The 25551-nt window shown below is 61.5% G+C and carries 20 protein-coding genes and 1 tRNA gene; 2 read left to right on the top strand and 19 right to left on the bottom strand.

Features of this window, described 5'->3' with window-relative positions; translation table 11 throughout:
• Positions 1 to 139 precede the first annotated feature (139 nt).
• From ACVC7O_RS02995 to ACVC7O_RS02920, 16 genes are all read right to left on the bottom strand, one after another.
• Positions 140 to 1036 carry a DMT family transporter gene (locus tag ACVC7O_RS02995; protein WP_458324622.1) on the bottom strand — a complete coding sequence of 299 codons (897 nt, stop codon included), beginning with the start codon at positions 1034 to 1036 and terminating at the stop codon, positions 140 to 142.
• A 39-nt stretch (positions 1037 to 1075) separates the two neighbouring features.
• Positions 1076 to 2308 carry an HlyD family secretion protein gene (locus ACVC7O_RS02990; RefSeq protein WP_458324621.1) on the bottom strand — a complete coding sequence of 411 codons (1233 nt, stop codon included), beginning with the start codon at positions 2306 to 2308 and terminating at the stop codon, positions 1076 to 1078.
• Between the two features lie 3 nt (positions 2309 to 2311).
• Positions 2312 to 2662, bottom strand: coding sequence for a hypothetical protein (locus ACVC7O_RS02985; RefSeq protein WP_458324620.1), 351 nt, complete (start codon positions 2660 to 2662; stop codon positions 2312 to 2314).
• A 222-nt stretch (positions 2663 to 2884) separates the two neighbouring features.
• Positions 2885 to 7129, bottom strand: a complete 4245-nt coding sequence (gene rpoC / locus ACVC7O_RS02980) for a DNA-directed RNA polymerase subunit beta' (protein WP_458324619.1) — start codon at positions 7127 to 7129, stop codon at positions 2885 to 2887.
• A 91-nt stretch (positions 7130 to 7220) separates the two neighbouring features.
• A complete protein-coding gene (gene rpoB / locus ACVC7O_RS02975; protein WP_458324618.1) occupies positions 7221 to 11357 on the bottom strand; it encodes a DNA-directed RNA polymerase subunit beta in 4137 nt (1378 codons plus the stop codon).
• Positions 11358 to 11916: 559 nt separating this feature from the next.
• Positions 11917 to 12726 (bottom strand): hypothetical protein, encoded by an 810-nt coding sequence (locus ACVC7O_RS02970; protein WP_458324617.1) that lies wholly within the window; start codon positions 12724 to 12726, stop codon positions 11917 to 11919.
• Positions 12727 to 12870: 144 nt separating this feature from the next.
• Positions 12871 to 13248, bottom strand: coding sequence for a 50S ribosomal protein L7/L12 (gene rplL / locus ACVC7O_RS02965; protein ID WP_458324616.1), 378 nt, complete (start codon positions 13246 to 13248; stop codon positions 12871 to 12873).
• Between the two features lie 72 nt (positions 13249 to 13320).
• Positions 13321 to 13836, bottom strand: a complete 516-nt coding sequence (gene rplJ / locus ACVC7O_RS02960) for a 50S ribosomal protein L10 (RefSeq protein ID WP_458324615.1) — start codon at positions 13834 to 13836, stop codon at positions 13321 to 13323.
• 390 nt (positions 13837 to 14226) lie between these two features.
• The gene (locus tag ACVC7O_RS02955; protein ID WP_458324614.1) at positions 14227 to 14880 is read right to left on the bottom strand and encodes a VPLPA-CTERM sorting domain-containing protein; all 654 of its coding nucleotides are present in this window, start codon (positions 14878 to 14880) and stop codon (positions 14227 to 14229) included.
• Between the two features lie 326 nt (positions 14881 to 15206).
• Positions 15207 to 15905 (bottom strand): 50S ribosomal protein L1, encoded by a 699-nt coding sequence (rplA, locus tag ACVC7O_RS02950; RefSeq protein WP_458324613.1) that lies wholly within the window; start codon positions 15903 to 15905, stop codon positions 15207 to 15209.
• Between the two features lies 1 nt (position 15906).
• Positions 15907 to 16332 (bottom strand): 50S ribosomal protein L11, encoded by a 426-nt coding sequence (rplK, locus tag ACVC7O_RS02945; RefSeq protein WP_299680271.1) that lies wholly within the window; start codon positions 16330 to 16332, stop codon positions 15907 to 15909.
• A gap of 104 nt (positions 16333 to 16436) precedes the next feature.
• Entirely contained in the window at positions 16437 to 16970 is a 534-nt protein-coding gene (nusG, locus tag ACVC7O_RS02940) for a transcription termination/antitermination protein NusG (protein ID WP_159978217.1), read from the bottom strand.
• A gap of 206 nt (positions 16971 to 17176) precedes the next feature.
• Positions 17177 to 17374 carry a preprotein translocase subunit SecE gene (gene secE, locus ACVC7O_RS02935; RefSeq protein WP_263843913.1) on the bottom strand — a complete coding sequence of 66 codons (198 nt, stop codon included), beginning with the start codon at positions 17372 to 17374 and terminating at the stop codon, positions 17177 to 17179.
• An 86-nt stretch (positions 17375 to 17460) separates the two neighbouring features.
• A complete protein-coding gene (locus ACVC7O_RS02930) occupies positions 17461 to 18057 on the bottom strand; it encodes a hypothetical protein (protein WP_458324612.1) in 597 nt (198 codons plus the stop codon).
• Positions 18058 to 18159: 102 nt separating this feature from the next.
• Positions 18160 to 18235: transfer RNA gene (locus ACVC7O_RS02925), tRNA-Trp, on the bottom strand.
• 84 nt (positions 18236 to 18319) lie between these two features.
• Entirely contained in the window at positions 18320 to 18973 is a 654-nt protein-coding gene (locus tag ACVC7O_RS02920) for a CatB-related O-acetyltransferase (protein WP_458324611.1), read from the bottom strand.
• A gap of 233 nt (positions 18974 to 19206) precedes the next feature.
• Between ACVC7O_RS02920 and ACVC7O_RS02915 the strand changes: the two genes are divergently transcribed.
• The gene (locus tag ACVC7O_RS02915) at positions 19207 to 19356 is read left to right on the top strand and encodes a hypothetical protein (RefSeq protein WP_458324610.1); all 150 of its coding nucleotides are present in this window, start codon (positions 19207 to 19209) and stop codon (positions 19354 to 19356) included.
• Positions 19357 to 19592: 236 nt separating this feature from the next.
• On the opposite strand, the gene tuf is transcribed toward ACVC7O_RS02915, so the two are convergent.
• Both tuf and ACVC7O_RS02905 read right to left on the bottom strand, forming a co-directional pair.
• On the bottom strand, positions 19593 to 20768 hold the full coding sequence (gene tuf / locus ACVC7O_RS02910; protein ID WP_458324609.1) for an elongation factor Tu: 1176 nt from the start codon (positions 20766 to 20768) through the stop codon (positions 19593 to 19595).
• Positions 20769 to 20876: 108 nt separating this feature from the next.
• Positions 20877 to 21485 (bottom strand): hypothetical protein, encoded by a 609-nt coding sequence (locus ACVC7O_RS02905; RefSeq protein ID WP_458324608.1) that lies wholly within the window; start codon positions 21483 to 21485, stop codon positions 20877 to 20879.
• A gap of 127 nt (positions 21486 to 21612) precedes the next feature.
• On the opposite strand from ACVC7O_RS02905, the gene ACVC7O_RS02900 reads away from it, so the two are divergent.
• Positions 21613 to 22989 (top strand): cytochrome P450, encoded by a 1377-nt coding sequence (locus ACVC7O_RS02900; protein WP_458326024.1) that lies wholly within the window; start codon positions 21613 to 21615, stop codon positions 22987 to 22989.
• Between the two features lie 134 nt (positions 22990 to 23123).
• Here the strand turns inward: ACVC7O_RS02900 and ACVC7O_RS02895 are convergent, their stop codons facing one another.
• The gene (locus ACVC7O_RS02895; protein WP_458324607.1) at positions 23124 to 25427 is read right to left on the bottom strand and encodes a DNA topoisomerase IV subunit A; all 2304 of its coding nucleotides are present in this window, start codon (positions 25425 to 25427) and stop codon (positions 23124 to 23126) included.
• Positions 25428 to 25551 lie beyond the last annotated feature (124 nt).

Genomic DNA, 25551 nt, shown 5'->3' with positions numbered 1-25551 from the left:
GGCGCGCAAGGCGGACCCCTGCCGTCGAGATGTGCGGCGTATAGAAGGAGTCGGACAAGCTGTCAACAGCAGCAGGCCGGATTTCGGCCCGCTTTCGGATCGCAGCGCCGCGGCCTTGTAAACCGGGGCCGCTGCCGGTCTAGCGTGGGCGTGACACCCGGCGTTCACGCACCATCGTGTAGGCGCTGGCCCCAACGATGATACCCGCGCCGAGGAGCGTGAGGGCGGTGGGCCACTCGCCGAACACCAGCCAGCCGAGGATCAGCGCCCAGAGGAGCCCGGTGTAGCGAAAGGGCGCCACGAAGGACACATCGCCCTGCCGCATCACCTGCACGCTGAAGTAATAGCCGCCGACGATGAAGACCGAAGACGCCGCGATCAACAGGCCGAGCGGCACAGTCAGCGGCACCCAGGCAGTGGTGAGCGACGCGGCCCCCGCCGCGAGCATGACACCGAGCGAGGCAGAGAAGGTGACGAGCAGCGATGGTGCGGCGGGCGAGATGCGGCGGGTGATCAGGTCGCGCGCGGTGACACAGACCACCGCGACCAGCGCATAGACCGACCAGATCGTGAAGCCCTCCGTGCCCGGGCGCACGATCAGCAGCATTCCGCAGAACCCCACCGCTATCGCCGTCATCCGCCGCCAGCCCACCGCCTCGCGAAAGATCAGCGCCGAGCACAAGGTGACGGTCAACGGCAGGATTTGCAGGATTGCCGTGATGTTGGCCAGAGGCATGTTCAGAAGCGCGGTCATGAAGAAATACGCGGCCCCCACCTCCGAGGCCGAGCGCAGGCCGATCCACCCCCGGTCTTGCCGCGCAATCGGCGCTTCGAAGGCACCGCGCGACCAGGCCAGACCGGCAATCAGCGCGGTGGCCAGCACACCGCGCAGCGCCAGCAGCTGAAACAGCGGCACCGCACCGCCGGTCGCCTTGAGCAAGGCATCATTGATCGTGAAGCAGGCCATCGACGCGACCATCAGCAGCGCCCCGATGGCGTTGGGCGACAGGCTGCTCCGCTCCACCCGGCTCAGCATGTCGCGCGCGGCGTCGTGTCAGCGGATGCCATACCGGCCTCAGTGGCCCGTGAAGACGAGGGTCTGCAGCGGCAACAGCAGAGAGCGGATGCGCAGACCGGCGGCATGCACCACGCCCACCGTATCGACCACATGCAGGAAGATGCGCCGCCCGAAGCCAAGCTCGGGGTTGCCCAGCAGATCGTGATTGTAGGTGTAGGCGTTCGCCATGCAGCGGCTGCCGGGCGGAATGTCATCGGTCTGGCCCGGGTAGATCGGCTCGAGGAAAGCGGTGATGGTGCCGGGCGCGCCCATGTTCTGCGCGTCGCCCAGGCGGTCGGACGGGCGCACCTGTCCGGCGGCGATCACATCCTGCACTTCGGTGATGACCATGGGCACGACGGTGAAGGGCTTGGAGACACACATGATCTCGGCCACGCCACCCGCTTTCACCACCTGCGCGGAGATTTGCGGGAAGCCGGCCTGGAAGCGGTTGCGGCCCGCCTCGGAGGGCACGAGGATGCCTGCGGGGCGCAGCACCGGGCTGACGATATCGCCGACGCGCAGGGTGAACTGTTCGATGGTGCCGTCGACGCCCGCATAGACGGTGAGCTTTTCGATCTCGTTCAACGCCTGTTGCAGCGCAGCCTCGGCTGTGGCGCGTTGGGCGGGCAGCTGCACGGTGATCTGGGCGTCAACCGCCTCGACCCCGGCGCGGGCGGCATCGACCTCGCCTTGCCGCACGCCAAGCTCGTTTTCCAGAAGTTCCACATCGCGGTCACTCACCGCCGCCGAGCCGCGGGCGCGCAAGTCGCGCTGGCGCTCGAGGTCTTCGCGGGTCTGCTCAAAGGCGGACAGGGCCTGATCGACCACGGCAACAGAGGCGGCCCGCTGGGCTTCGGCCAGCACAAGTGCGGCCTCGACCTCGGCGATCTGGCGGCGTGCGGTCTCGGCGGCGGCTTCCTGGCTGCCGCTGTCGAGCTTGAAGATCGGGTCGCCCGCCGCGACCTCGGAGTTGATCTCCACATAGACATCCGAGACGCGCCCGCCCTGCTCTGACAGGATGGTCACGGTGCGGAAGAAGGAGGCCACGTTCGAGGTCGTGGGGTGGTAGTAGAAGACGATGGTGATCAGGCTGATCGTCAGCATGGCGCAGAGCGTGATGCCCCAGCGCAGCTCGTACCAGACGGTGAAGAAATTGATCTCTTGCCCCCAGCGCTTGCCCTGAAACCGGCGGCGCAAGAGGTAGTCCGGCAGGACCGTGACCAGCGAGCACAGGATGACCTCGAGCATGGCCTAGCGCTCCCGATTTACGAGGTTTTGCAGCGATTGCGCCATCGAATTGAGCGGGCTGACCAGATCCGGCGGGCGGAAGGCGGCCAGAACCAGCGCGATGATCCAGAAGAGGTTGTTGTGCGTGAAGAGCGCCAGCATCGCGAGGATGCTGATGAGCTGCAACTGTGCGCTGTTGCCCTTATGCGCCATGCGTTCGGGCAGCGCGTGCAGGGTGAAATAGGCGATGCCGAGCAGCAGGATCAGCCCCAGCACAAAGAAAACCATCACGGTGAAGAGGCTGTCACTGCCATCGGCGCCGGCGAAGTAGGGCGGCAGGTGATGCGGGGTGAGCGGATGCTGGGTGTCGGACATGGGCGACCTTCTGGATCAATGCGGGCACGGTCGGGGAACCGGCGAAGAATGATCGGACGCTAGCCGTGAAACAGTCGGTTTGCCACAGTTTTTCGAGGGTCGCGGGGCGGGACCAGTTGCGCAGGGTCCGTGTTGCCTCGTGGACGGAGAAGCCGTGCGGGGCAAAGAAAAACCCCCGGCGCAGATGTCGCCGGGGGTTTCGAGAGTGATATGGGCTGCGACCTAGTCGCGGCTGTCCTCGTCCGGTGTGATCACCTGGTCGAAGACATCGCCGCCGACCATGTCATCGGCCATTGGCGCGGCGAGTGCCGCAGCCGCTTCGGCCTCCTCGCGGCGCGCTTCGATCACGACATTGTCGCGGTCTTGCGCCACGCGGCGGACCTTCATGGTGGCCCCGCCGGTGCCCGCCGGGATCAGACGCCCCACGATGACGTTCTCTTTCAGGCCCACGAGCTTGTCTTTCTTCCCTTGCACGGAGGCTTCGGTTAGAACGCGCGTGGTCTCCTGGAAGGAGGCCGCCGAGATGAAGCTGCGGGTCTGCAGCGACGCCTTGGTGATGCCGAGAAGGATCGGCTCGCCCTGCGCGGGGCGCCCGCCCTTGGCAATCGCCTTCTCGTTGGCGGTGTCGAACTCCTGCTTGTCCACGTGTTCGCCTTTCAGCAGCGTGGTGTCGCCCGAGTCCTGGATCTCCCACTTCTGCAGCATCTGGCGCACGATGACCTCGATGTGCTTGTCGTTGATCTTCACACCCTGCAGGCGGTAGACGTCCTGCACCTCGTCGATCATGTAGTCCGCCAGCGCTTCGACACCCATGATGGCCAGGATGTCATGCGGCGCCGGGTTGCCGTCCATGATGTAGTCGCCCTTCTGCACGAAGTCGCCTTCGGCCACCGGGATGTGCTTGCCCTTGGGCACCATGTATTCGACCTTGGTGTCCGGATCTTCCGAGGACTCGATCGCGATACGGCGCTTGTTCTTGTAGTCCTTGCCGTAGCGCACATAGCCGTCGATTTCCGCGATGATGGCGTGATCCTTCGGGCGCCGTGCCTCGAAGAGTTCGGCCACACGCGGCAGACCGCCGGTGATGTCCTTGGTCTTGGCGCCTTCCCGCGGGATCCGCGCAACCACGTCACCGGCCTTGATCTCGGCACCATCCTCGATGGACAGAACCGCATCGACGGACATCGGATAGGTCACCGGGTTGCCCGCATCGTTGCGCACGGGTTCGCCGTCACCACCCACAAGGATGATCTCGGGCTTGAGCTCGTTGCCTTTCGCCGCCGAGCGCCAGTCGATCACGATCTTCTGGGTCATGCCGGTGGCGTCATCGGTCTCGTCCTTCACAGCAATGCCGCTCACCAGATCGACGAACTTGGCCGTGCCGTCCTTTTCCGCGATGATCGGCAGGGTGTAGGGATCCCACTCGAAAAGCTTGTCGCCCCGCGCGATGTCCTGCCCGTCCTTGACGAAGAGCTTGGAGCCGTATCCAACCTTGTGGCTGGCGCGTTCCTCACCGTTTTCGTCCTGGATGATCAGCTTCATGTTGCGGCCCATGACCATGGTCTCGCCGGAGGCGTTCTCGAGGGTCTGAGCGTTCTCGAAGACGACCGTGCCCGCATGGCTGGCCTCGAGGAACGACTGCTGGCCACCCTGGGCCACGCCGCCGATGTGGAAGGTCCGCATCGTCAGCTGTGTGCCGGGTTCACCGATGGACTGTGCGGCGATGATGCCGACAGCCTCGCCGGTGTTGACCATGGTGCCGCGCGCGAGGTCCCGCCCATAACACATGGCGCAGACGCCCTCTTCCGCCTCACAGGTCAGCGGCGAGCGGATGCGCGCAGAGGCCACACCGGCTTCTTCGATGGCATCCGCCATGCGTTCGTCGACCAGCGTGCCTGCGGCCACCATCACCTCGTCGGTGCCGGGGCGCAGGATGTCCTCGGCCACAACGCGGCCCAGAATGCGCTCGGAGAGCGAGGCCACGACCTCGCCATCGTTCACCGCCGCATTTGCGGTGATCGAGGCTTCGGTGCCGCAGTCGGGCATGCGCACGATGCAATCCTGCGCCACGTCCACCAGACGGCGGGTCAGATACCCGGAGTTCGCAGTTTTCAGAGCGGTGTCCGACAGACCTTTCCGCGCGCCGTGGGTGGAGTTGAAGTACTCCAGGACGGTCAGACCTTCCTTGAAGTTCGAGATGATCGGTGTCTCGATGATATCGCCGTTGGGCTTGGCCATGAGGCCGCGCATCCCACCGAGCTGTTTCATCTGTGTGACCGAGCCACGGGCACCGGAGTGCGCCATCATGTAGACCGAGTTCGGCTCCATCTCGGCGCCGTTCTCGTCCTTCTTGCTGGCCGAGATCGAGCCCATCATGGCCTCGGTGACCTTGTCGTTGCACTTCGACCAGGCGTCCACGACCTTGTTGTACTTCTCGCCCTGAGTGATCAGGCCGTCCATGTACTGCTGTTCGAAATCCTTCACCTGGTCGCGCGTCTCTTCGACGATCGGCCATTTGGTGTCGGGGATCAGCATGTCGTCCTTACCGAAGGAAATCCCGGCCTTAAACGCTTCACGGAAACCCATGGTCATGATCTGGTCACAGAAGATGACGGACTCTTTCTGACCACAGTAGCGATAGACGGTGTCGATGACCTGCTGCACTTCTTTCTTGCGCAGCAGACGGTTCACCAGCTCGAACGGTGCCTTGGCATTCAGCGGCAAAAGCGCACCGAGGCGGATACGGCCCGGCGTGGTCTCGTAGCGTTTCATCACTTCGAGGCCATTCTCGTCGATCTGCGGAATCCGCGCGGTGATCTTGGAGTGCAGGTGCACAAGGCCCGCGTCGAGCGCGTGCTGGACCTCCTCGACGGAGCCGAAGACCATGCCTTCGCCGGGCATGCCTTCCCGCTCCAGCGTGGTGTAGTAAAGACCGAGGATCATGTCCTGCGAGGGCACGATGATCGGCGCACCGTTGGCAGGCGACAGCACATTGTTGGTCGACATCATCAGCACGCGCGCTTCCAGTTGGGCTTCCAGCGACAGCGGCACGTGCACGGCCATCTGGTCACCGTCGAAATCGGCGTTGAAAGCCGAGCAGACCAGCGGGTGCAGCTGGATCGCCTTACCTTCGATGAGGACCGGTTCAAACGCCTGAATGCCCAGACGGTGCAGCGTCGGCGCGCGGTTGAGCATGACGGGGTGTTCGCGGATCACCTCGTCGAGGATGTCCCAGACCTCGGGGCGCTCTTTCTCGACCAGTTTCTTCGCCTGCTTCACGGTGCTGGAAAGCCCCTTGGCCTCCAGCCGCGAATAGATGAAGGGCTTGAAGAGCTCCAAGGCCATCTTCTTCGGCAAACCACATTGATGCAGCTTCAGCTCCGGGCCGGTTACAATGACCGAACGGCCCGAAAAGTCGACGCGCTTACCCAGAAGGTTCTGACGGAAGCGGCCCTGCTTGCCTTTCAGCATGTCGCTGAGCGACTTCAGCGGGCGCTTGTTGGCGCCTGTGATCACGCGACCACGGCGACCGTTGTCGAAGAGAGCGTCAACAGATTCCTGCAGCATCCGCTTTTCGTTGCGCACGATGATATCGGGCGCGCGCAGCTCGATCAGCCGCTTGAGACGGTTGTTCCGGTTGATCACCCGGCGGTAGAGGTCGTTGAGATCGGACGTCGCAAAACGGCCACCATCGAGCGGCACCAGCGGGCGCAGCTCGGGCGGGATCACGGGGATCACGGTCAGCACCATCCACTCGGGGCGGTTGCCGGATTCGAGGAAGCTCTCGACCACTTTCAGGCGCTTGATGATCTTCTTGGGCTTCAGCTCACCGGTCGCTTCCTTGAGGTCAGCGCGGAGCTGTTCGGCTTCCTGCTCAAGGTCGATGGCCGCCAGCATCTCGCGGATCGCTTCGGCACCGATGTTCGCCGTGAAGGCGTCCATGCCATAGGCATCCTGCGCGTCCATATACTCTTCTTCGGTCATCATCTGACCGTATTGAAGGTCTGTCAGGCCCGGCTCGATCACCACATAGTTCTCGAAGTACAGAACCCGCTCCAGATCGCGCAGGGTCATGTCGAGCATGAGACCGATCCGGGAGGGCAGCGACTTCAGGAACCAGATATGGGCCACGGGTGAGGCCAGCTCGATGTGACCCATGCGCTCGCGGCGGACCTTTTGCAGCGTGACTTCGACGCCGCATTTCTCGCAGACAACGCCGCGATACTTCATGCGCTTATACTTGCCGCAAAGACATTCGTAGTCCTTGATTGGACCAAAGATGCGCGCGCAGAAAAGACCATCCCGCTCAGGCTTGAAGGTCCGGTAGTTGATGGTCTCGGGCTTTTTGATCTCCCCGAAAGACCAGCTCAGGATGCGCTCCGGCGAGGCCAGAGACACCTTGATTTCGTCAAACACCTTGGGCGGTGTGAGCGGGTTGAACGGGTTGTTTGTCAGTTCCTGGTTCATTTTCAAATCCTTGAAAGGGGTGCGTTAGGAGGAAGGTGGCCGTATGCCCACCCCTGCCCGCTGGCAGGTACGGTGGGCCTTTGGGCCGCCGTTACTCGTCCTCCTCCGCATCCAGGAGTTCCATGTTGAGGCCGAGGCCGCGGACTTCTTTGACCAGAACGTTGAAGCTTTCCGGCACGCCGGCCTCGAAGTTGTCCTCGCCTTTGACGATGCTTTCGTAGACTTTCGTCCGTCCGGCCACGTCGTCCGACTTCACGGTCAGCATCTCCTGCAGGGTGTAGGCGGCGCCATAAGCTTCCAGAGCCCAGACCTCCATTTCCCCGAAGCGCTGGCCACCGAACTGCGCCTTCCCGCCCAGCGGCTGCTGGGTGACGAGGCTGTACGGCCCGGTCGAGCGCGCGTGGATCTTGTCGTCCACCAGGTGGTGCAGCTTGAGCAGGTACTTCACGCCGACGGTCACCGGCCGCGCGAATTGCTCGCCCGTGCGGCCGTCGAAGAGGATCGACTGACCCGACTCGGAGAAGCCTGCGCGGACGAGCGCATCGTTCACGTCGCCCTCTTTCGCACCGTCGAAGACCGGCGTCGCAATCGGCACACCGCGTGTGACGTTGCTGGCCGCCTCGATCAGCGTTTCCTCGTCGAGACCGGCGATGCCTTCGTCATAGACGTTCTCGCCATAGGCGTGGTGCAACGCGTCGCGCACCGGGGTCAGGTCACCCGACCGGCGGTACTCTTGCAGCGCCTCGTCCACGTTCAGGCCCAGACCGCGCGCAGCCCAGCCCATATGCGTCTCGAGGATCTGCCCGACGTTCATGCGCGAGGGCACGCCCAGCGGGTTGAGGCAGAAGTCGACCGGGGTGCCGTCGGCGAGGAACGGCATGTCCTCCATCGGCACCACTTTCGAGATCACACCTTTGTTGCCGTGGCGTCCGGCCATCTTGTCGCCGGGTTGCAACTTGCGCTTCACCGCGACGAAGACCTTGACCATCTTCATCACGCCCGGGGGCAGATCGTCGCCGCGACGGACCTTCTCGACCTTATCCTCAAAGCGAGCATCAAGCGCGCGCTTCTGGATCTCGTACTGCTCGTTCAGGGCCTCGACCACCTGTGCGTCGGCCTCATCCTTGAGCGCGAGCTGCCACCACTGACCACGGGTCAGCATTTCCAGCAGGTCTTCGGTGATCTCGGAGTTTGAGGCGACGCCTTTCGGGCCTTTCACCGCAACTTTGCCGAGGATCATGCCTTTGAGACGCGCATAGATGTTGCGATCGAGGATCGCGAGTTCGTCGTCCCGGTCGCGGGCCAGACGCTCGACTTCCTCACGCTCAATCTGCAGCGCACGCTCGTCTTTTTCCACACCATGGCGGTTGAAGACGCGCACCTCAACGACGGTGCCGAAATCACCCGGCTTCACGCGCAGCGAGGTATCGCGCACGTCAGAAGCTTTCTCACCGAAGATGGCGCGCAGGAGTTTCTCCTCCGGCGTCATCGGGCTTTCACCTTTCGGGGTGATCTTGCCCACGAGAATGTCACCCGGCTCCACATCGGCACCGATGTAGACAATGCCCGCCTCGTCGAGGTTGCGCAGGGCTTCCTCGCCGACGTTGGGGATGTCACGGGTGATCTCTTCCGGCCCAAGCTTGGTGTCACGGGCGGCGACTTCGAATTCCTCGATGTGGATCGAAGTGAAGACGTCGTCCCGGGCAATCCGCTCGGAAATCAGGATTGAGTCCTCATAGTTGTAGCCGTTCCAGGGCATGAAGGCGACGACGACGTTCTTGCCGAGCGCCAGCTCCCCCATGTCGGTGGACGGGCCATCGGCCACCACCTGGCCTTTGCGCACCATGTCGCCCACCTTCACCAGCGGGCGCTGGTTGATGCAGGTGTTCTGGTTCGAGCGCTGGAACTTGCGCATGCGGTAGATGTCCACGCCTGCGTCACCCAGTTCCAGATCTTCGGTGGCGCGGATCACGATCCGGCTGGCGTCAACCTGGTCGATGATACCCGCGCGGCGCGCCATGATGGCCGCGCCGGAGTCGCGCGCGACCACTTCCTCGATGCCGGTGCCGACGAGCGGCGCCTCGGCTTGCAGCAGCGGCACGGCCTGACGTTGCATGTTCGAACCCATCAGAGCGCGGTTGGCGTCGTCATTCTCAAGGAACGGGATCAGCGAGGCCGCAACCGAGACTAGCTGTTTCGGCGACACGTCGATAAGGTCGACCGACTCGCTGGGCGCGAGCGTGTATTCACCTGACTGGCGCGTGTTCACGAACTCATTGACGAACTTGCCGCTCTCATCAATCGCCGCATTGGCCTGCGCCACGGTGTGACGCTGCTCTTCGGTGGCGGACATGTAGTGCACGTCGTCCGTCACCTTGCCGTCCTCAACCTTGCGATACGGCGTCTCGATGAAGCCGTATTTGTTCACCCGGGCAAAGGTGGCGAGCGAGTTGATCAGACCGATGTTCGGGCCTTCCGGCGTCTCAATCGGGCACATCCGACCATAGTGCGTGGCGTGCACGTCGCGGACCTCAAAGCCCGCGCGCTCCCGCGTCAGACCGCCCGGCCCAAGCGCCGAGAGACGGCGTTTGTGCGTGACCTCGGAAAGCGGGTTGGTCTGGTCCATGAATTGGCTCAACTGCGAGGAGCCGAAGAATTCACGCACGGCGGCGGCAGCAGGTTTCGCGTTGATCAGGTCCTGCGGCATGACGGTGTCGATCTCGACCGACGACATGCGCTCCTTGATCGCGCGCTCCATGCGCAGCAGACCCACGCGGTATTGGTTCTCCATCAGCTCACCGACAGACCGCACCCGGCGGTTGCCGAGGTGGTCGATATCGTCGATGTCGCCGCGCCCGTCACGCAGATCAACCAGAGCCTTGATGCAGGCCACGATGTCTTCGCGGCGCAGCGTGCGCTGCGTGTCTTCCGCATCGAGCGCCAGACGCATATTCATCTTCACACGACCAACAGCCGACAGATCATATCGCTCGCTGTCGAAGAAGAGCGTGTCGAAGAGCGCCGAGGCGGCCTCGACGGTGGGCGGCTCACCCGGGCGCATGACGCGGTAGATATCCATGAGCGCGGTGTCGCGGTTCATGTTCTTGTCCTGCGCCATGGTGTTGCGCATGTAGGGGCCGACGTTGACGTTATCGATGTCGAGCACCGGGATCTCGGTGATCCCTGCGTCGATCAGCTCTTTCGCGGTGCCGCCGATCAGGTCGCCATCCTTGTCGTACTCAAGCGTCAGCTCATCGCCCGCTTCGACATATATCGCGCCGGTTTCTTCGTTGATGATGTCCTTTGCGACAAACTTGCCCGCGATGTGATCGTAAGGCAGCAGAAGCTCGGTCACGGTGCCTTCGTCGATCAGCTTCTTGACCGCGCGCGGCGTGACCTTCTTGCCGGCCTCAAACAGCACTTCGCCTGATTTCGCATCGACCAGATCATAGGTCGGGCGCGTGCCGCGCACACGGTCCGGGAAGAACGGGGCAACCCAGCCCTTGTTCTTCTTCAGCGTATAGGTGACCGTATCGTAATACGCGTCCATGATCGCTTCCTGGTCGAGACCCAGCGCATAGAGCAGCGTGGTCACCGGCAGCTTGCGGCGACGGTCGATGCGCGCAAAGACGATGTCCTTGGCGTCGAATTCGAAGTCGAGCCACGAGCCACGGTAGGGGATGATCCGGCAGGCAAAGAGCAGCTTGCCTGAGCTATGCGTCTTGCCTTTGTCGTGATCGAAGAACACACCCGGCGAGCGGTGCATCTGGGACACGATCACCCGCTCGGTGCCGTTCACAACAAAGGTACCGTTTGGCGTCATCAGGGGCATGTCGCCCATGAAGACGTCCTGCTCCTTGATGTCCTTCACGGATTTGGCGCCGGTGTCCTCATCCACATCAAACACGATGAGGCGCAGCGTCACCTTCAGGGGCGCGCTGTAGGTCATGTCACGTTGCTGACACTCCTCGACATCGTATTTGGGCTTCTCCAGCTCGTACTTGACGTATTCAAGCACGGAGGTCTCGTTGAAATCCTTGATCGGGAAGACCGACTGGAACACACCCGCGATGCCTTCGCCGTCCGTGGGGACATCGGCGTCGCCGGAGTTCAGGAAGAGATCATACGAGGATTTCTGCACCTCGATGAGGTTCGGCATATCCAGCACTTCGCGGATTTTACCGTAGTATTTGCGTAGACGTTTCTGGCCAAGGAACGTGTTTGCCATGCGAGGTCGCACTCCATATCTTTGTCTGTTCGCGCAGCGGGAGGGCGGCCCGTCGCGAACGCTCAAAGATCGAAAAGAAGATCTATCCCTGCGTGCTTGCCCGAAAGCACGCGCCCGATCACAATCTCTCCGGAAAAAGCCGCTCTGCTTGGGGTGGGGCGGCTTTTTGCGAAAGATTTCAGGGGTATGTGAGTGTGCCTGCTCCTGCCTGTGTCAAAGACGCAAAAAGCCGGGCGCGAATCATCGCTCCCAGCGGAAGCCTTCACATAGGCCGTGATTAACAAAAGCACAACAGGGCGGGCGGAGAAAAGTGGTTTTTTGGGTCAGCGTCGACCGCGTCCTGAGAGCGGCCAACGACAGTTCCTATGTACAGGTGTTTGGAACCGATTGCAGATTGACCGCATTCCAGCCCAAGAACTCTGGCTAAACACCTTGGCCTCAGCACTGAGAAACACGCGACCCCTGTGGATGGAGAACCCTCCGCCAGCATCCGTTTGTTCATTTTCAAATTTTCATGACGCCTGTTAGATCGGGTCTCAGGTCGGAAAGACACCGGATGCTAGTTGCACTCAGCGTCGATGATGGCACCGGCGATGCGCTCAGTGTCTGCCCTCGGTTGTCCGTTTCTCATTCTCGCGTCGTAAACGAGCTTTAAAACGATACCGTCTCTGAGCGAAAAGCCCTTATACACAGGCGGATCAAGCGCTTCGCCAGAGAATCTCGTAGGTGAAAACAGAGAGGCTAAGCCAATGGGATCGCCCGGCACGCCGGAGACGTTGTAGAGTTCCTCCTTTACGCAATTTGCGATAGCAACGTCGCCGATATCTGCTTTGATCCAAACTTCGGAGTACTCAACCAGTTCACCTTGCCAAACTGAATTCAAGCCCGCGCAGGGCCAGGCCTCGGTCGCGACAAAGCGCTCTAAAAACTGTGGATAGGCAGAGGAATATGCGTTTGCCGGTTCATCTGCTTCGATCAAAATGAGATGAACGATACTTTCGTGCTTTTCGACTTTTGGCTTTAGATCAAGGCTAGGTCCTGCGAAAGCCGATAGGAACTCCGCGGTGTAAGCGAAATTCGTACCTATGATTGTTGCAAGGTCTGTTGACAGCGGGTCATCTGTAGTCACGAAGAAGGGCTTTTCCCTCTTTGCCAAGGCAATTTCGCAATTGATACCTTGGCCATCATCGCACAGCTCGGATGTGTGTGCCATGTGCCCGACTAGTATCGGAAAGTCATGGTCGGAATGATGGTTCTCGTAGGCTTCGATGAGATCGCATTGGTTTGCGGACAACTGAGCATTGACCTGACCCTGCGTCGATACTATTAGACAAAAAAATGCAGCGCATGAAATCGAAGACTTAGACATATTGTATCCTCTAAGCTGCGCTTAGGGTGATCAAGTAGGTGCGAGTCCGTCGGTTTCAGCATGAAACTTGCGTTAGGCTCACTCTCTATCAACAAAAAGGCGCCCCGTTTCCGGAGCGCCTTTCCATTCGCATAAGCGCCAGGCTTAGGCTAGTTCGACCTCGGCGCCAGCTGCTTCCAGCTTGCCTTTGATCTCTTCGGCTTCGGCTTTGTCGACGCCTTCCTTGATCTTGCCGCCAGCTTCGACCAGGTCTTTGGCTTCTTTCAGGCCCAGACCGGTGATGCCGCGCACTTCCTTGATCACGTTGATCTTGGAGGCGCCCGCGTTTTTCAGGACAACGTCGAATTCCGACTTTTCTTCCTCTGCGCCACCGGCGTCGCCGCCAGCAGGACCCGCCATCATCACAGCGCCACCAGCGGCGGGCTCGATGCCGTACTCGTCCTTGAGGATGGTTTTCAGTTCTTGTGCTTCAAGCAGGGTCAGACCAACGATCTCTTCTGCCAGTTTCTTCAGATCAGCCATGTTTAGCTCTTTCCGTTACGATATGTGTGTTCCAACGTCGCGCTTTGTCCACGACGCCAATATGACGTTGCTTTATGCTGCCGCCTTGTCCTCGATGGTGGACAGGATGGAGGCAATGTTGCTTGCAGGTGCGCCAATGGCCCCGGCGATGTTCGATGCAGGTGCGCCCAGCATGCCCGCGATGGTGGAGATAAGCTCCTCGCGCGACGGCATTTTGGACACGGCTTCGACACCGGCGACGTCCAACGCGTTCTCCCCCATGGCCCCGCCGAGGATGACGAACTTGTCATTGCCCTTGGCAAAGTCCTGAGCAACCTTGGCCGCGGCCACAGGATCCTCAGAGAAGGTCAGAACGGTCATACCCGTGAGGAGCTCAGCAATGCTTGCGCATGGCTTGCCCTCAAGGGCGATCTTGGCGAGCCTGTTTTTGGCAACACGCACAGACCCACCCGCTTCGCGTGCTTTGGCGCGCAGGTCCTGCATTTCAGCAACTGTCAGACCGGCGTAGTGGCTGACCACGACGACGCCAGAGCTTTCAAAGATCTGGCCGAGTTCGTCGACCAGCTGTTCTTTTTGTGCTCTATCCACAGTTTCACTCCAATTGTGGACGGGTTGCCCCGCCCGGCTCAGTTTGCACCGGATCACTCCGGCAGTTTTGGTCCTCGAAACAACGGGCCAGAACCGCCAGAGGCTCTACGGTTGAGCATCTGGAGAGTACGTCTGTTCCCATCTCGGGCAGGAATTACAGGATTTCTCCAACCCACCGTCTCGGACGAAACCCAGCAGCGCGCGAATCAACGCGTGCGACCGGTCGCTTTTCCCTAAAGGTAAGCTGCCTGCCGGACAAGGGGTCTTGTGGGAGGTGCTATGAAGGCGGGCGAGACGCGCAATGCAGGTCTTGGGTCTGAACTTGCTGTTGGCAGCTCTGCTGGGGACAGCTATTGGCGCGCAGCGAGGTCATAGAGAGCCGCCGGGACTTCAAACTTGCGTGCGACGCTGAGATTTTTTTCCGCCGATTGCTGCAACACCGCCAAGTCCGAACAACAGTAGCGCCATACTTGCTGGCAAAGGGACAGGTGCCACGTCATTTAGAAACGCCGTTTCACTGATTTGGATTGAATAGGACGTTATGTTGTATCGATTGTTATCGGCATCGTCAAAATATGCATTGAAACCGCGAAAGGGAAGCGATGCAATCTCTTCAAAACTTGGAGTATTGCCTGAAAACGCTGCCCCATCAGTGAAGTAAAGTGTTGCGTTGGAGCTGGTGACACCGGGGATGTTGTCGAATACCCCCTGCGCAATAAATGCGAAGTAATCCGAACTACCGTCATCGATAAGCTGTGTGTACGCGCGGCTTGAATCAGAGACATCGAAGGAGGTTGCTCCAAAATTCATCTCAAAATCGACGACATCCCAAAAAGCCAATCCACGGGATGTGGGCGTGGCCGCTCGAGCAAAATATGGGGTTGTCGCGCTTTCAAAATAGCCGGTTAGTGTTGGGGACTGCAATCCAAACGCTGCCAATCCGTCCCCGGACAGGTCAGAAATCTTGAAGTGTATCGGGGATGAGATTGCAGTTGTCGTCGAAAGCAGTGCAAACACGACAGAGACGAATAAGGATCTGAACATCATTACCTCTTCAATTGGCTAACCCAGGATGCAATCGCACTAAACCGAACAGTTCAAATTTTGTAAACAGCGCCCTAGTGGTTTATTCGAGAAAAGATTGGTTAACTTATTGATGGAGACCCGGAGCACTGCAAGGAAACAATTTGTTTCCACTGGTTCTAACACAATGTCTACCTCCCTGAGACCACGATGTGATGACGCAAAAGTCGCTGTTCATACTCAGCGCAGCATCGGTCGAAATGGGCTCAGAGTTGACTTCGACGATTACAACCAGAACAAAAAAGGCGCCCCAAGTGGACGCCTTTTAGAAGTCCTGCCGCACGCGACTACTCGGTGACCGCGTTGTCGACGGAAACCGACACGCCAGGGCCCATGGTGGAGCTCAGCGCGATTTTCTTCATGTAGGCGCCCTTGGCACCGGTCGGCTTGGCCTTGGCCACGGCACCCACGAACGCGCGGATGTTTTCGACCAGCTTGGCTTCGTCAAAGGACAGTTTGCCGACGCCTGCGTGCACGACACCGCCTTTTTCGGCCTTGAACTGCACTTCACCGCCCTTGGCGGCCTTCACGGCAGCTTCGACGTCCATGGTCACGGTGCCAACCTTGGGGTTCGGCATCAGGTTCCGGGGGCCAAGCACCTTACCCAGACGACCCACGATGGGCATCATGTCGGGCGTGGCGATGCAGCGATCGAACTCGATCTTGCCGCTTTGCACGGTTTCCATCAGGTCTTCGGCGCCAACGATGTCCGCACCAGCAGCAGTTGCCTCATCGGCCTTGGGGCCACGGGCAAAAACAGCCACGCGGACGGTCTTGCCGGTGCCGTTCGGCAGGCCCACCACACCGCGGACCATCTGGTCTGCGTGGCGCGGGTCCACTCCGAGGTTCATCGCGATCTCGACGGTCTCGTCAAACTTGACGTTTGAGTTACCCTTGATCAGAGCAACCGCCTCTTCGACGGTCACATTCTCTTTGCCAGCGAAAGCTTCACGCGCGGCGCGGGTTCTTTTTCCAAGCTTTGCCATGTTACTTCACCTCGATGCCCATGGAGCGGGCGGAGCCCAGGATGATCTGCATCGCCGCCTCAATGGAGTTGGCGTTGAGATCCTTCATCTTCGCTTCGGCAATCTCGCGCACCTGCTTGGTGGTCACATGACCCACAACTTCGCGCGACGGTGTCTTGGCACCGGATTTCAGCTTGGCGGCCTTCTTCAGGTAATAGGACGCGGGCGGCGTCTTGATGTCCATGGTGAAGGACTTGTCCTGATAGTAGGTGATCACGGTCGGGCACGGCGCACCGGGCTCCATCTCCTGCGTCTTGGCGTTGAACGCCTTGCAGAATTCCATGATGTTAATGCCGCGCTGACCGAGCGCCGGACCAACCGGCGGGGACGGGTTTGCTTGACCGGCGGGAACCTGAAGCTTCATAGTCCCGGCAAGTTTCTTGGCCATTGGCCTTCTCCTTTTCCAACCCTTCGACAGCGCGCTGTCTCAGGTTTATGTTGTCGTGGTCCGGTCCGGGTGCCGCGGCCCCCTCGCCTCCCACGTTTGCGCACTCAGGTCTGTTTGTTGACCTGAGTGAATTCCAGCTCGACCGGAGTTTCCCGGCCAAAGATCGACACCGACACCTTCAGGCGCTGGTTCTCGTCGTCGACCTCTTCAATCATGCCGTCGAAATCCTCGAACGGACCGTCGGCCACCTTGACCTTCTCACCCACCTCGAAATGGATGAGCGTGCGCGGGGCGTCTTCGCCTTCCTGAACCCGGTTCAGGATCGCGTTCACTTCCGCATCGCGCATCGGCATCGGGCGACCTTGTGGGCCCAGGAACCCGGTGACGCGGTTGATCGAGTTGATCAGGTGATAGCCCTGATCCGACATTTCCATGTGCACCAGCACATAGCCGGGCATGAAGCGCCGCTCGGTCGTGACCTTCTTGCCACGGCGCACTTCGATCACCTCTTCGGTCGGCACCAGCACCTCGTCGATCTGCTCTTCGAGGCCCTGCTCGGTCACCGACGTCCGGATTTGTTCTGCGATCTTCTTCTCGAAGTTCGACAGGACACTGACCGAATACCACCGCTTTGCCATCTGATCTTTGGTTCCTGTCTTACCCGGCGCTTGCAAAAGCGCGAAATTTCACCGTGTTTCAGGCATTTCACCCGCTGACTTTAAACAAAAAATCGGCGCGCAACTCGAATCGCCGCACGCCCCTGTTCTGGTCAGGTGTGCGGCATACTCCGCACAAGCCAATGTTTCAAGGGGTCAGATGCGTTTTTTGCCCACCCTCGCGGGGGTCACCCGAAGACGTTCAGAACGGCCTGAAGGCCCCAACGGATGATGATATCCACGGTTGCAAAGAAGACCGCAGTCAGCGCGGCGAGGATGAACACCATCACGGTGGTCAGCATCACCTCGCGGCGGGTCGGCCATACCACCTTGGCCACTTCGGCACGGACTTGCTGGATAAACTGAAGCGGGTTGGTCGTGGCCATGAAGCATCTCTCTACGCGATGGATGAGCGCGACATAACGAGCATAGCCGTGGATTTCAAGAGCGGGTGACGGGCTGCGCGATCAAATCAGACGGAGTCGTCCGCGAGGCGGCGCAAGCGCAGCGCCACCGCATCGTCGTGCCGCTGGTCCGCGCGGGCCAGCGCGCGCAGGTCGGGCATGCGCAACGTATCCGTCCAGGACCCCGGCAGGCGGTCGAGCAGGAGATCCCATCTGCGGGACATGACCTGTGCACGTACGCGCAGGCTGCGGGCCGCCTGCGGGAACCATTTGGCACAAACATCGAGGCCCGCCAGGACCCCGCGCCAGAATGTATCCGTGCCGATGATCAGCAGGGTCACCGCCAGCCCGACCAAGGCGATCAGCAGGACGCTCACCACGAGCACCGGCTGCAAGAGCACAAGCAGCACGGAGCTGGTGCCAAGGATCGTGCGGCTTCGGGGCCGATAGCTGCGGATCCGCAGGATCATCCGGCTCAGAATGCTCAGACGCCGAGAGCCGGTTTTGGCGGGTTTTGGCGGGGTGTCGGGCTGACACGGGCGGTCCGTCTTGACGCGCTTAACAGGTTGTATCTGCGCGTTACGAGAGGCCGCGGGCGCGTCCGCCATTGCAATCATGGCCCGCACCGCCGCCACATCCTCATCCAACTCCTGGCTTTGCGTCATCTTTATGTTCACCTGATCCAGCGCACCCCCATCACGGCATTTGTGCGTAACGAGTTGGGCGATCTGGTGGCGAGATCGTGGCAAAATCATGTCGGGAGAGGTTGGCAGGGGCTGAGGGACTCGAACCCACGACCCTCGGTTTTGGAGACCGATGCTCTACCAACTGAGCTAAACCCCTATGCCGGTGCTTGGCCTAGTCGGAAACGTCGCCGGGTTCAAGAGGCATCGCACGTCAACGGTCGGAAAAAGCAGCGGCGCACGCTCAGCGCACAGCCTCCAGAGCGGCGATGTCCGCGCCGACGATCAGCGCCTCGTGATCCATGATCTTGCCAATCGGCCAGTCCCACCAGGCAATCTCGATCAGACGCTGCACGGTCTGCGCCTCAAAGCGGCGGCGAATGACCTGGCCGGGGTTGCCCACCACCACGCTGTAGTCGGGGATCTCACCGCCCACGACCGCGCCGGTGCCGATGATCACCCCATGACCGATCTGCGCGCCCGGCAAGACGCGCGCCTCGGCTCCGATCCAGACGTCATGGCCGACAACCGTGTCGCGGCCCGGCGGCAACGCATCAGCATAGGTCAGAAAGCGGTCGGGGTCGTGGATTGCGAAGGGAAAGGTGGAAAACCCACGCATGTCGTGATTGGCGCTGTGGGTGATGAAGCGGACCCCATGCGCGATCTGGCCGAATTTGCCGATGAGCAGCCGGTCCCGAGAGGTTGGGAAGAGATATGGCGCCAGCCGGGCCGCCCAGCCGGAGGGCTCCGCCGGCGGGTCGAAATCATTGGCGTAGGTATAGTCGCCCACCTCGATGCGCGGATGGTCGATAACTGCCTTAAGAAACACGTTGTTCGGCAGCGCCGCGCCATCGGGAAACGTGACCGGGTGCACGGTCTCAGGGGATGGAAAACTCATCGAAACTCTCCAATCAGGGCCACATTGCAGCCCTTCTATCGAAATGGCCGGGGAAGAAAATGAACAAATTTTCAAAAAAGATCGCCAAGTGTGATCCGCTTCACTGATCGTGCGGCGATCTTGCGTCACAAAGGGCACACGCAGCGTGTTGAGTGATCGTGTTTTTGGTAGCTGCGGATATTTCAAGACCAGCCGGACGCATTACCGGCGCCTTACATTTTAGGACCAGGGCCATGCATATGAAATTTGTCTCATTTATCGCCGGAGCCGCGATCATTCTGGCAGGCTGTGCCAGCCAGTCTGAATACCCCTTCACCGGGGCAGCGGTACAGCCCGGCGACTCGGTGCAGTTCATGACGGCACCGAACATGGCCCGGTATTGACCTAGCAGGCACCCGATGCCGGACATCATCGGGACCTGGTGTTGCGTTCTGCCTCGGGGGCGCTGCACAAAAAGAAGAGCCACCAGCTGCTGGTGGCTCTTTTTCTCTCTATCGAGCGTTACGAAGACGGGAGCAGCACCGGGTTGTTTGGGGCGCTGCGCCCAGATAGTCGAGGGCGCGGGTTCTCCTCGTTCTTGCAGAACGACTGCCACCCGCCCGGCGCTGCCGCCAAAGTCTTATTCCGTGATCTTGGAGACCACGCCCGCGCCGACGGTGCGGCCGCCTTCGCGGATGGCGAAGCGCAAGCCGTTTTCCATCGCGATCGGTGCGATCAGCTCAACGCCAAACGACACGTTGTCGCCCGGCATCACCATCTCGGTGCCTTCGTTCAGCTGAACCGTGCCGGTCACATCCGTCGTGCGGAAGTAGAACTGCGGGCGGTAGTTCGCGAAGAACGGCGTGTGACGGCCGCCCTCGTCCTTGGTCAGGATGTAGGCCTCGGCCTCGAACTTGGTGTGCGGCGTCACGGAGCCGGGCTTGCAGAGCACCTGGCCACGCTCCACGCCGTCGCGGTCAATGCCGCGCAGCAGGGCGCCGATGTTGTCACCCGCTTCGCCACGATCGAGCAGCTTGCGGAACATCTCGACACCGGTGCAGGTGGTCTTCTGGGTGTCGCGGATGCCGACGATCTCGATCTCGTCGCCCACGTTGATCACACCGCGCTCGACACGACCGGTCACCACGGTGCCACGGCCGGAGATCGAGAACACGTCTTCCACGGGCATCAGGAACGGCTGATCCACGGCGCGCTCGGGCGTCGGGATGTACTCGTCCACAGCCGCCATCAGCTCCTTGATCTTCTCTTCACCGATCTCCGCGTCACGGCCTTCCATCGCCGCCAGCGCCGAGCCCGCCACGATCGGCGTGTCATCACCGGGGTACTCGTAGGTATCGAGCAGCTCGCGGATTTCCATCTCGACGAGCTCCAGCAGCTCGGCGTCATCGACCTGGTCGACCTTGTTCATGAAGACGACGATCTTCGGGATGCCGACCTGGCGGCCGAGCAGGATGTGCTCGCGCGTCTGCGGCATCGGGCCGTCCGCGGCGTTCACCACCAGGATCGCGCCGTCCATCTGCGCCGCACCGGTGATCATGTTCTTCACATAGTCGGCGTGGCCGGGGCAGTCGACGTGGGCGTAGTGGCGCGCGTCGGTCTCGTACTCCACGTGCGCGGTGGAGATGGTGATGCCGCGGGCTTTCTCTTCGGGCGCGCCGTCGATCTGGTCATAGGCCTTGAAGTCGCCGAAATACTTCGTAATCGCAGCCGTCAACGTCGTCTTGCCGTGGTCAACGTGACCAATCGTGCCAATGTTCACGTGCGGCTTATTACGTTCAAACTTTTCCTTTGCCATGGTAAGAGGCGCCCTTTTGTTTCCAGGGGGTCATCACCGACCCATTCTTCACATGGCGCGCGATGTATTGCGAAGTGCTGGGAAAATCAAGCACGACCTGCAGGAGGCCTACTCGGCTGGGGCGACCAGCCCTTCTTCGATCACCGCAGGCGATGCGGAGGCGCCGTCCCCTAGTGCGGGGGCCGTTTCATCCTGGAACCAGCCCTCTTCGGTGTTCTTCTTGACCAGGTAGTCTTCGATCGCCTGCGCGGTGTTCCGTGACAGGTTGAGAAGCTGTGTCTCGGCGGACTGGCTCCATCCGGTACCGACGATGCTGGCGCCGTCGAGGGTTTCCAACACGGTGAGCTGCTCCGGTTCCTCATTCAGCTTTACGCCCTGCGCATCATCCCAGACCGTCAGCCGGATGATCATCGCCGATTTGGGGGCCGCCACGACCGGAACACCCCGCTTGGCCAGCACGTAGCCTTCGATGCTGACCCCGAAGTGATAGTCCTTGGCGCCCTCATAGCGGTCAAACCGCTCGGCAATGGCGCTCTGCAGCGCGTCGGTCAGTTGCTCCTTGGGCACTTCGCGGCTGACAGTGGCCGTGGTCTGGACCTTGGGGGCCACGACGACGTTGTGGCCCAGGCTGAAGTTGCCCAAGGGCACCATGGGCTCATCAAGGTCTCGCGCGCCAGTGCATGCCGCGAGCGACACGCCCGCCAAGAGGAGTAACATTCGCCTGATCATACTGCGCCCCGTCAGTTTTTTTGTTGCCTGTATGACTAGCCCAAGCGCGCCGCGCACGCAATCCACGGGCACGTGGGTCGGTGGACCGCCGTGCTTGCGGCCCTATCTTTTGCATATGGACAACAGCACACTTCTGGACGCCTCAGACCTCGATCAACCTGTCCGTGTTCCGCTGGCACGGGAGGAGCTGGGTATCCTGCGCAGCTTCAATCTGATGCGCGAGAATATCCTGAATATCATTCCCGAGGTGGCCACCCACCAGCCTGTGGTGTCCGGGCGCACGGCGCGGAGGTGGCATATGATCATGCACCCGCCGTCGATCCGGCGGATGCTGCTCGACCGGGTCGAGGATTATCCGAAATCGGTTGTGACGAAGAACCTGCTGCGTCCGGCGGTGGGCGACTCGCTCTTTATTGCGGAAGGCCCGCATTGGCGCTGGCAGCGCCGTCTCGCGGCACCTGCGTTTTCGCATCGCAACGTGCGCAACCTCGCGCCGGTGATGACGGTCGCGGCGGAGCGCAGCGCCGAGCGGCTTGCAGGCGCGGGGCGCCGGGCGGTCAACCTGCTCGACGAGATGATCGCGGCCACATTCGACGTGATTTCGGAAGTGACCTTCAGCGATGACGGCAGCTTTGATCGCGCCGAAATCCACCGCGCCATCGAAGACTACGTGGCCGATGCCGGGCGCGTGTCGCTGCTCGACGTTCTGGGTGCCCCCGACTGGTTGCCGCGCCCGGCGCGGGTGTTTTCGGCACAGTCCATGGCAGAGATGCGGCGCAGCGCGGATGCGGCCATCGATGCGCGCGCCGCCCGCGGCCCCGGGCCGGTGCCGGACTTTCTCGATCTCTTGCTGGCCGGTGAAGACCCCAAGACCAAGCGCCGCCTGAGCACGGGCGAACTGCGGGACAACCTGCTGACCTTTATCGTCGCGGGCCACGAGACAACCGCGCTGTCGCTCGCATGGTCTTTCTATCTCTGCGCCTTCGATCAGGACGTCCAGGACCGCGCGCGGGCCGAGGCGCAGGCGGTGCTGCAGGGTCGCGCGGCAACGGCCGATGACGTGGACCAGCTGCCCTACATCCGCCAAATCATCGACGAAGCGCTGCGCCTCTACCCGCCTGCCGGTGTCGTCTCGCGCACTGCGCAAAAGGCGGATGATCTCAATGGCGCTGACATCCGGCCCGGCGACACCGTGATGATCCCGATCTACGCGCTTGGGCGGCATGCGCTGCTGTGGGACGATCCGAACAGCTTCAAGCCCGAGCGGTTTGCCGACCGGAAGGCCATCGACCGCTATGCCTACCTGCCATTTGGAGATGGCCCGCGCATCTGCATCGGCGCGTCCTTTGCGCTGCAGGAGGCGGTGATCATCCTCGCAACGCTGCTGTCACGGTTCCGATTTGCGCCGGTGCCCGGGCGCGATCCTAAACCCGTGATGATCCTGACCCTGCGGCCGGAAGGCGGGGTCTGGCTGATGGCTGAGCCGATCTAGACACCCGTATCAAGAGCCTGACCACCACTTGCAACTGTGCCGCCCGGCGGGAACCGCCGGGCCCGCGCCCGCTGCAGGGCGGGGTGCGCGCACCCCGCCCTGCAGCGGGCGCCCCCTAGCGGTACCCTGTCTGCCTAGGTAAACTTGTTGTCCCGCGGAAACCCACGGGGCGCCATGCGACCGGCGCTGGCGCGTTTGCCGGCCCATTCTTCCAACTCGGTCTCGGTGCGGGTGCGCCCGGCAGGGTCGCGCCAGCTCAAACCCTCGGCCCGGGTGAAGGTCGTGGCATCGGAGAGCCCACCGTCCTTGTAGCGCTGCAGACGTACCCCTTTGCCGCGCCCCATCTCAGGCAGCTGATCGAGGTCGAAGACCAGCACTTTCCGGTTTTCCCCCACCACTGCGACGCTGTCACCGGTCACGGGTTTGCAGGCCAGCGCCTTGACCTCGCCGCGCACGTTCAGCACCTGTTTGCCGCTGCGGGTCTGTGCCACCACGTCATCCTCCGGCACCACAAAGCCATCGCCTGCTGTCGACGCCACAAGCAGTTTGCGCCCGGGCTGATGAGTGAGGATCGTCACGATCTCGGCCTCATTCGGCAGATCGACCATCAGGCGCAGCGGCTCGCCCATGCCGCGCCCGCCGGGCAGGTTCGAGGCGGAGACGGTGTAGAACCGCCCGTTGGAGCCGAAGACCAGCAGACGGTCGGTCGTCTCCGCATGGAAAATGAAGCGCGGGCCGTCGCCATCCTTGAATTTCAGCTCGCGGGTCAGATCGATATGCCCGGTCATGGCGCGCACCCAGCCCATCTGAGAGCACACCACGGTGATGGGTTCGCGGTCGATCATCGCCTCGATCGGCACCTCTTCGATCTCGGCGGCCTCTTCGATCAGCGTGCGCCGCGCGCCACCCGCGTAATCTTTGCCGAACTGCTTCTTGGTCTCGCGCAGCTGGGTGGTGATGGTCTCCCACTGCAGAGCTGGGTTTTCGAGCAGGTCCTCCAGGTGCGCGCGCTCTTCCATGAGCGCGGATTGCTCGCGCAAGAGCTCCATCTCCTCGAGCCGGCGTAGCGAGCGCAGGCGCATGTTGAGGATTGCCTCGGCCTGCACCTCGCTCAGCTCACCTTCACCGGGCGGCGGCGAGACATAGTCTTTCTCGTCCGTCGCGCGGGCGTGCGATTTGCCCCAATCCTCGCGCATCAGCGCGGCCTTGGGGTCGTCATCGTAGCGGATGATGTCGATCACCCGATCGAGGTTCAGAAAGGCGACAATGAACCCTTCGAGCACTTCGAGGCGGTGGTCGATCTTCTCCAGCCGGTGGCGTGAACGGCGCAGCAGCACCTCCTGCCGGTGATCCAGGAAGGCGCGCAGCACCTCCTTCATTGAGCAGACCTTGGGCGTCACCCCGTCGATCAGCACATTCATGTTAAGCGAGAACCGCACCTCCAGATCGCAGTTGCGGAAGAGCATGCCCATCAGCACCTCGGCGTCCACCGAGCGCGAGCGCGGCTCGATGATCATGCGCACATCCTCCGCAGATTCGTCACGCACATCGGCGAGAATTGGGATTTTCTTGGTCTGAATGAGCTCCGCGATCTTCTCGATCAGCTTGGATTTCTGCACCTGATAGGGGATTTCGGTGACGACGATCTGCCACTGCCCGCGGCCCAGATCCTCGACCTCCCACTTACAGCGCAACCGGAAGGAGCCGCGCCCGGTGCGGTAGGCCGTTGCGATGCTGTCGGCGGGTTCCACGAGCACGCCACCCGTCGGGAAGTCCGGGCCTGGCACGTATTTCAGAAGCGTATCATCCCGCGCCTCGGGCGTTTTGATCAGATGAATGCACGCGTCGCACAGCTCGGCGATGTTGTGCGGTGGGATGTTCGTCGCCATGCCCACTGCGATCCCGCTGGAACCATTGGCCAGCAGGTTCGGGAACTGTGCGGGCAGCACCACCGGTTCAGTGAGCGTGCCGTCGTAATTCTCGCGAAAATCGACGGCGTTTTCGTTCAGCCCTTCCAGCATCGCCTCGGCGACGGCGGTCATGCGCGCTTCGGTGTAGCGGCTGGCCGCGGGGTTGTCGCCGTCGATATTGCCGAAGTTGCCCTGCCCGTCGACCAGCGGGTAGCGCACGTTGAAATCCTGCGCGAGCCGCGCCATCGCATCATAAATCGCGGCATCCCCATGCGGGTGATAGTTGCCCATCACGTCGCCGGAAATCTTGGCCGATTTGCGATAGCCACCCGTGGAACTTAACCGCAGCTCGCGCATGGCGTAGAGAATGCGCCGATGGACCGGCTTCAGCCCGTCGCGCGCATCGGGCAGCGCCCGGTGCATGATTGTGCTGAGCGCATAGGTCAGATAGCGGTCGCCAAGCGCCCGACGCAAGGGTTCGGACAGATCGGCGGGGGGCGTGTCAGGGGTGTCGAGATCGTCGGCCATTAGGGCTGTGTAGCCTCCGATTTACGGTCGAACAAGCGCGATGTCGTGTCCACCCGGCAACACTTCAGCGATGACGCAGCCATAAGGAATTTCTCCCTCACGGAAACCAATTTCGATTGCTATG

It is taken from the genome of Roseobacter cerffii (genome assembly GCF_054226325.1).
This window is presented reverse-complemented; position numbering and strand designations above follow the sequence as displayed.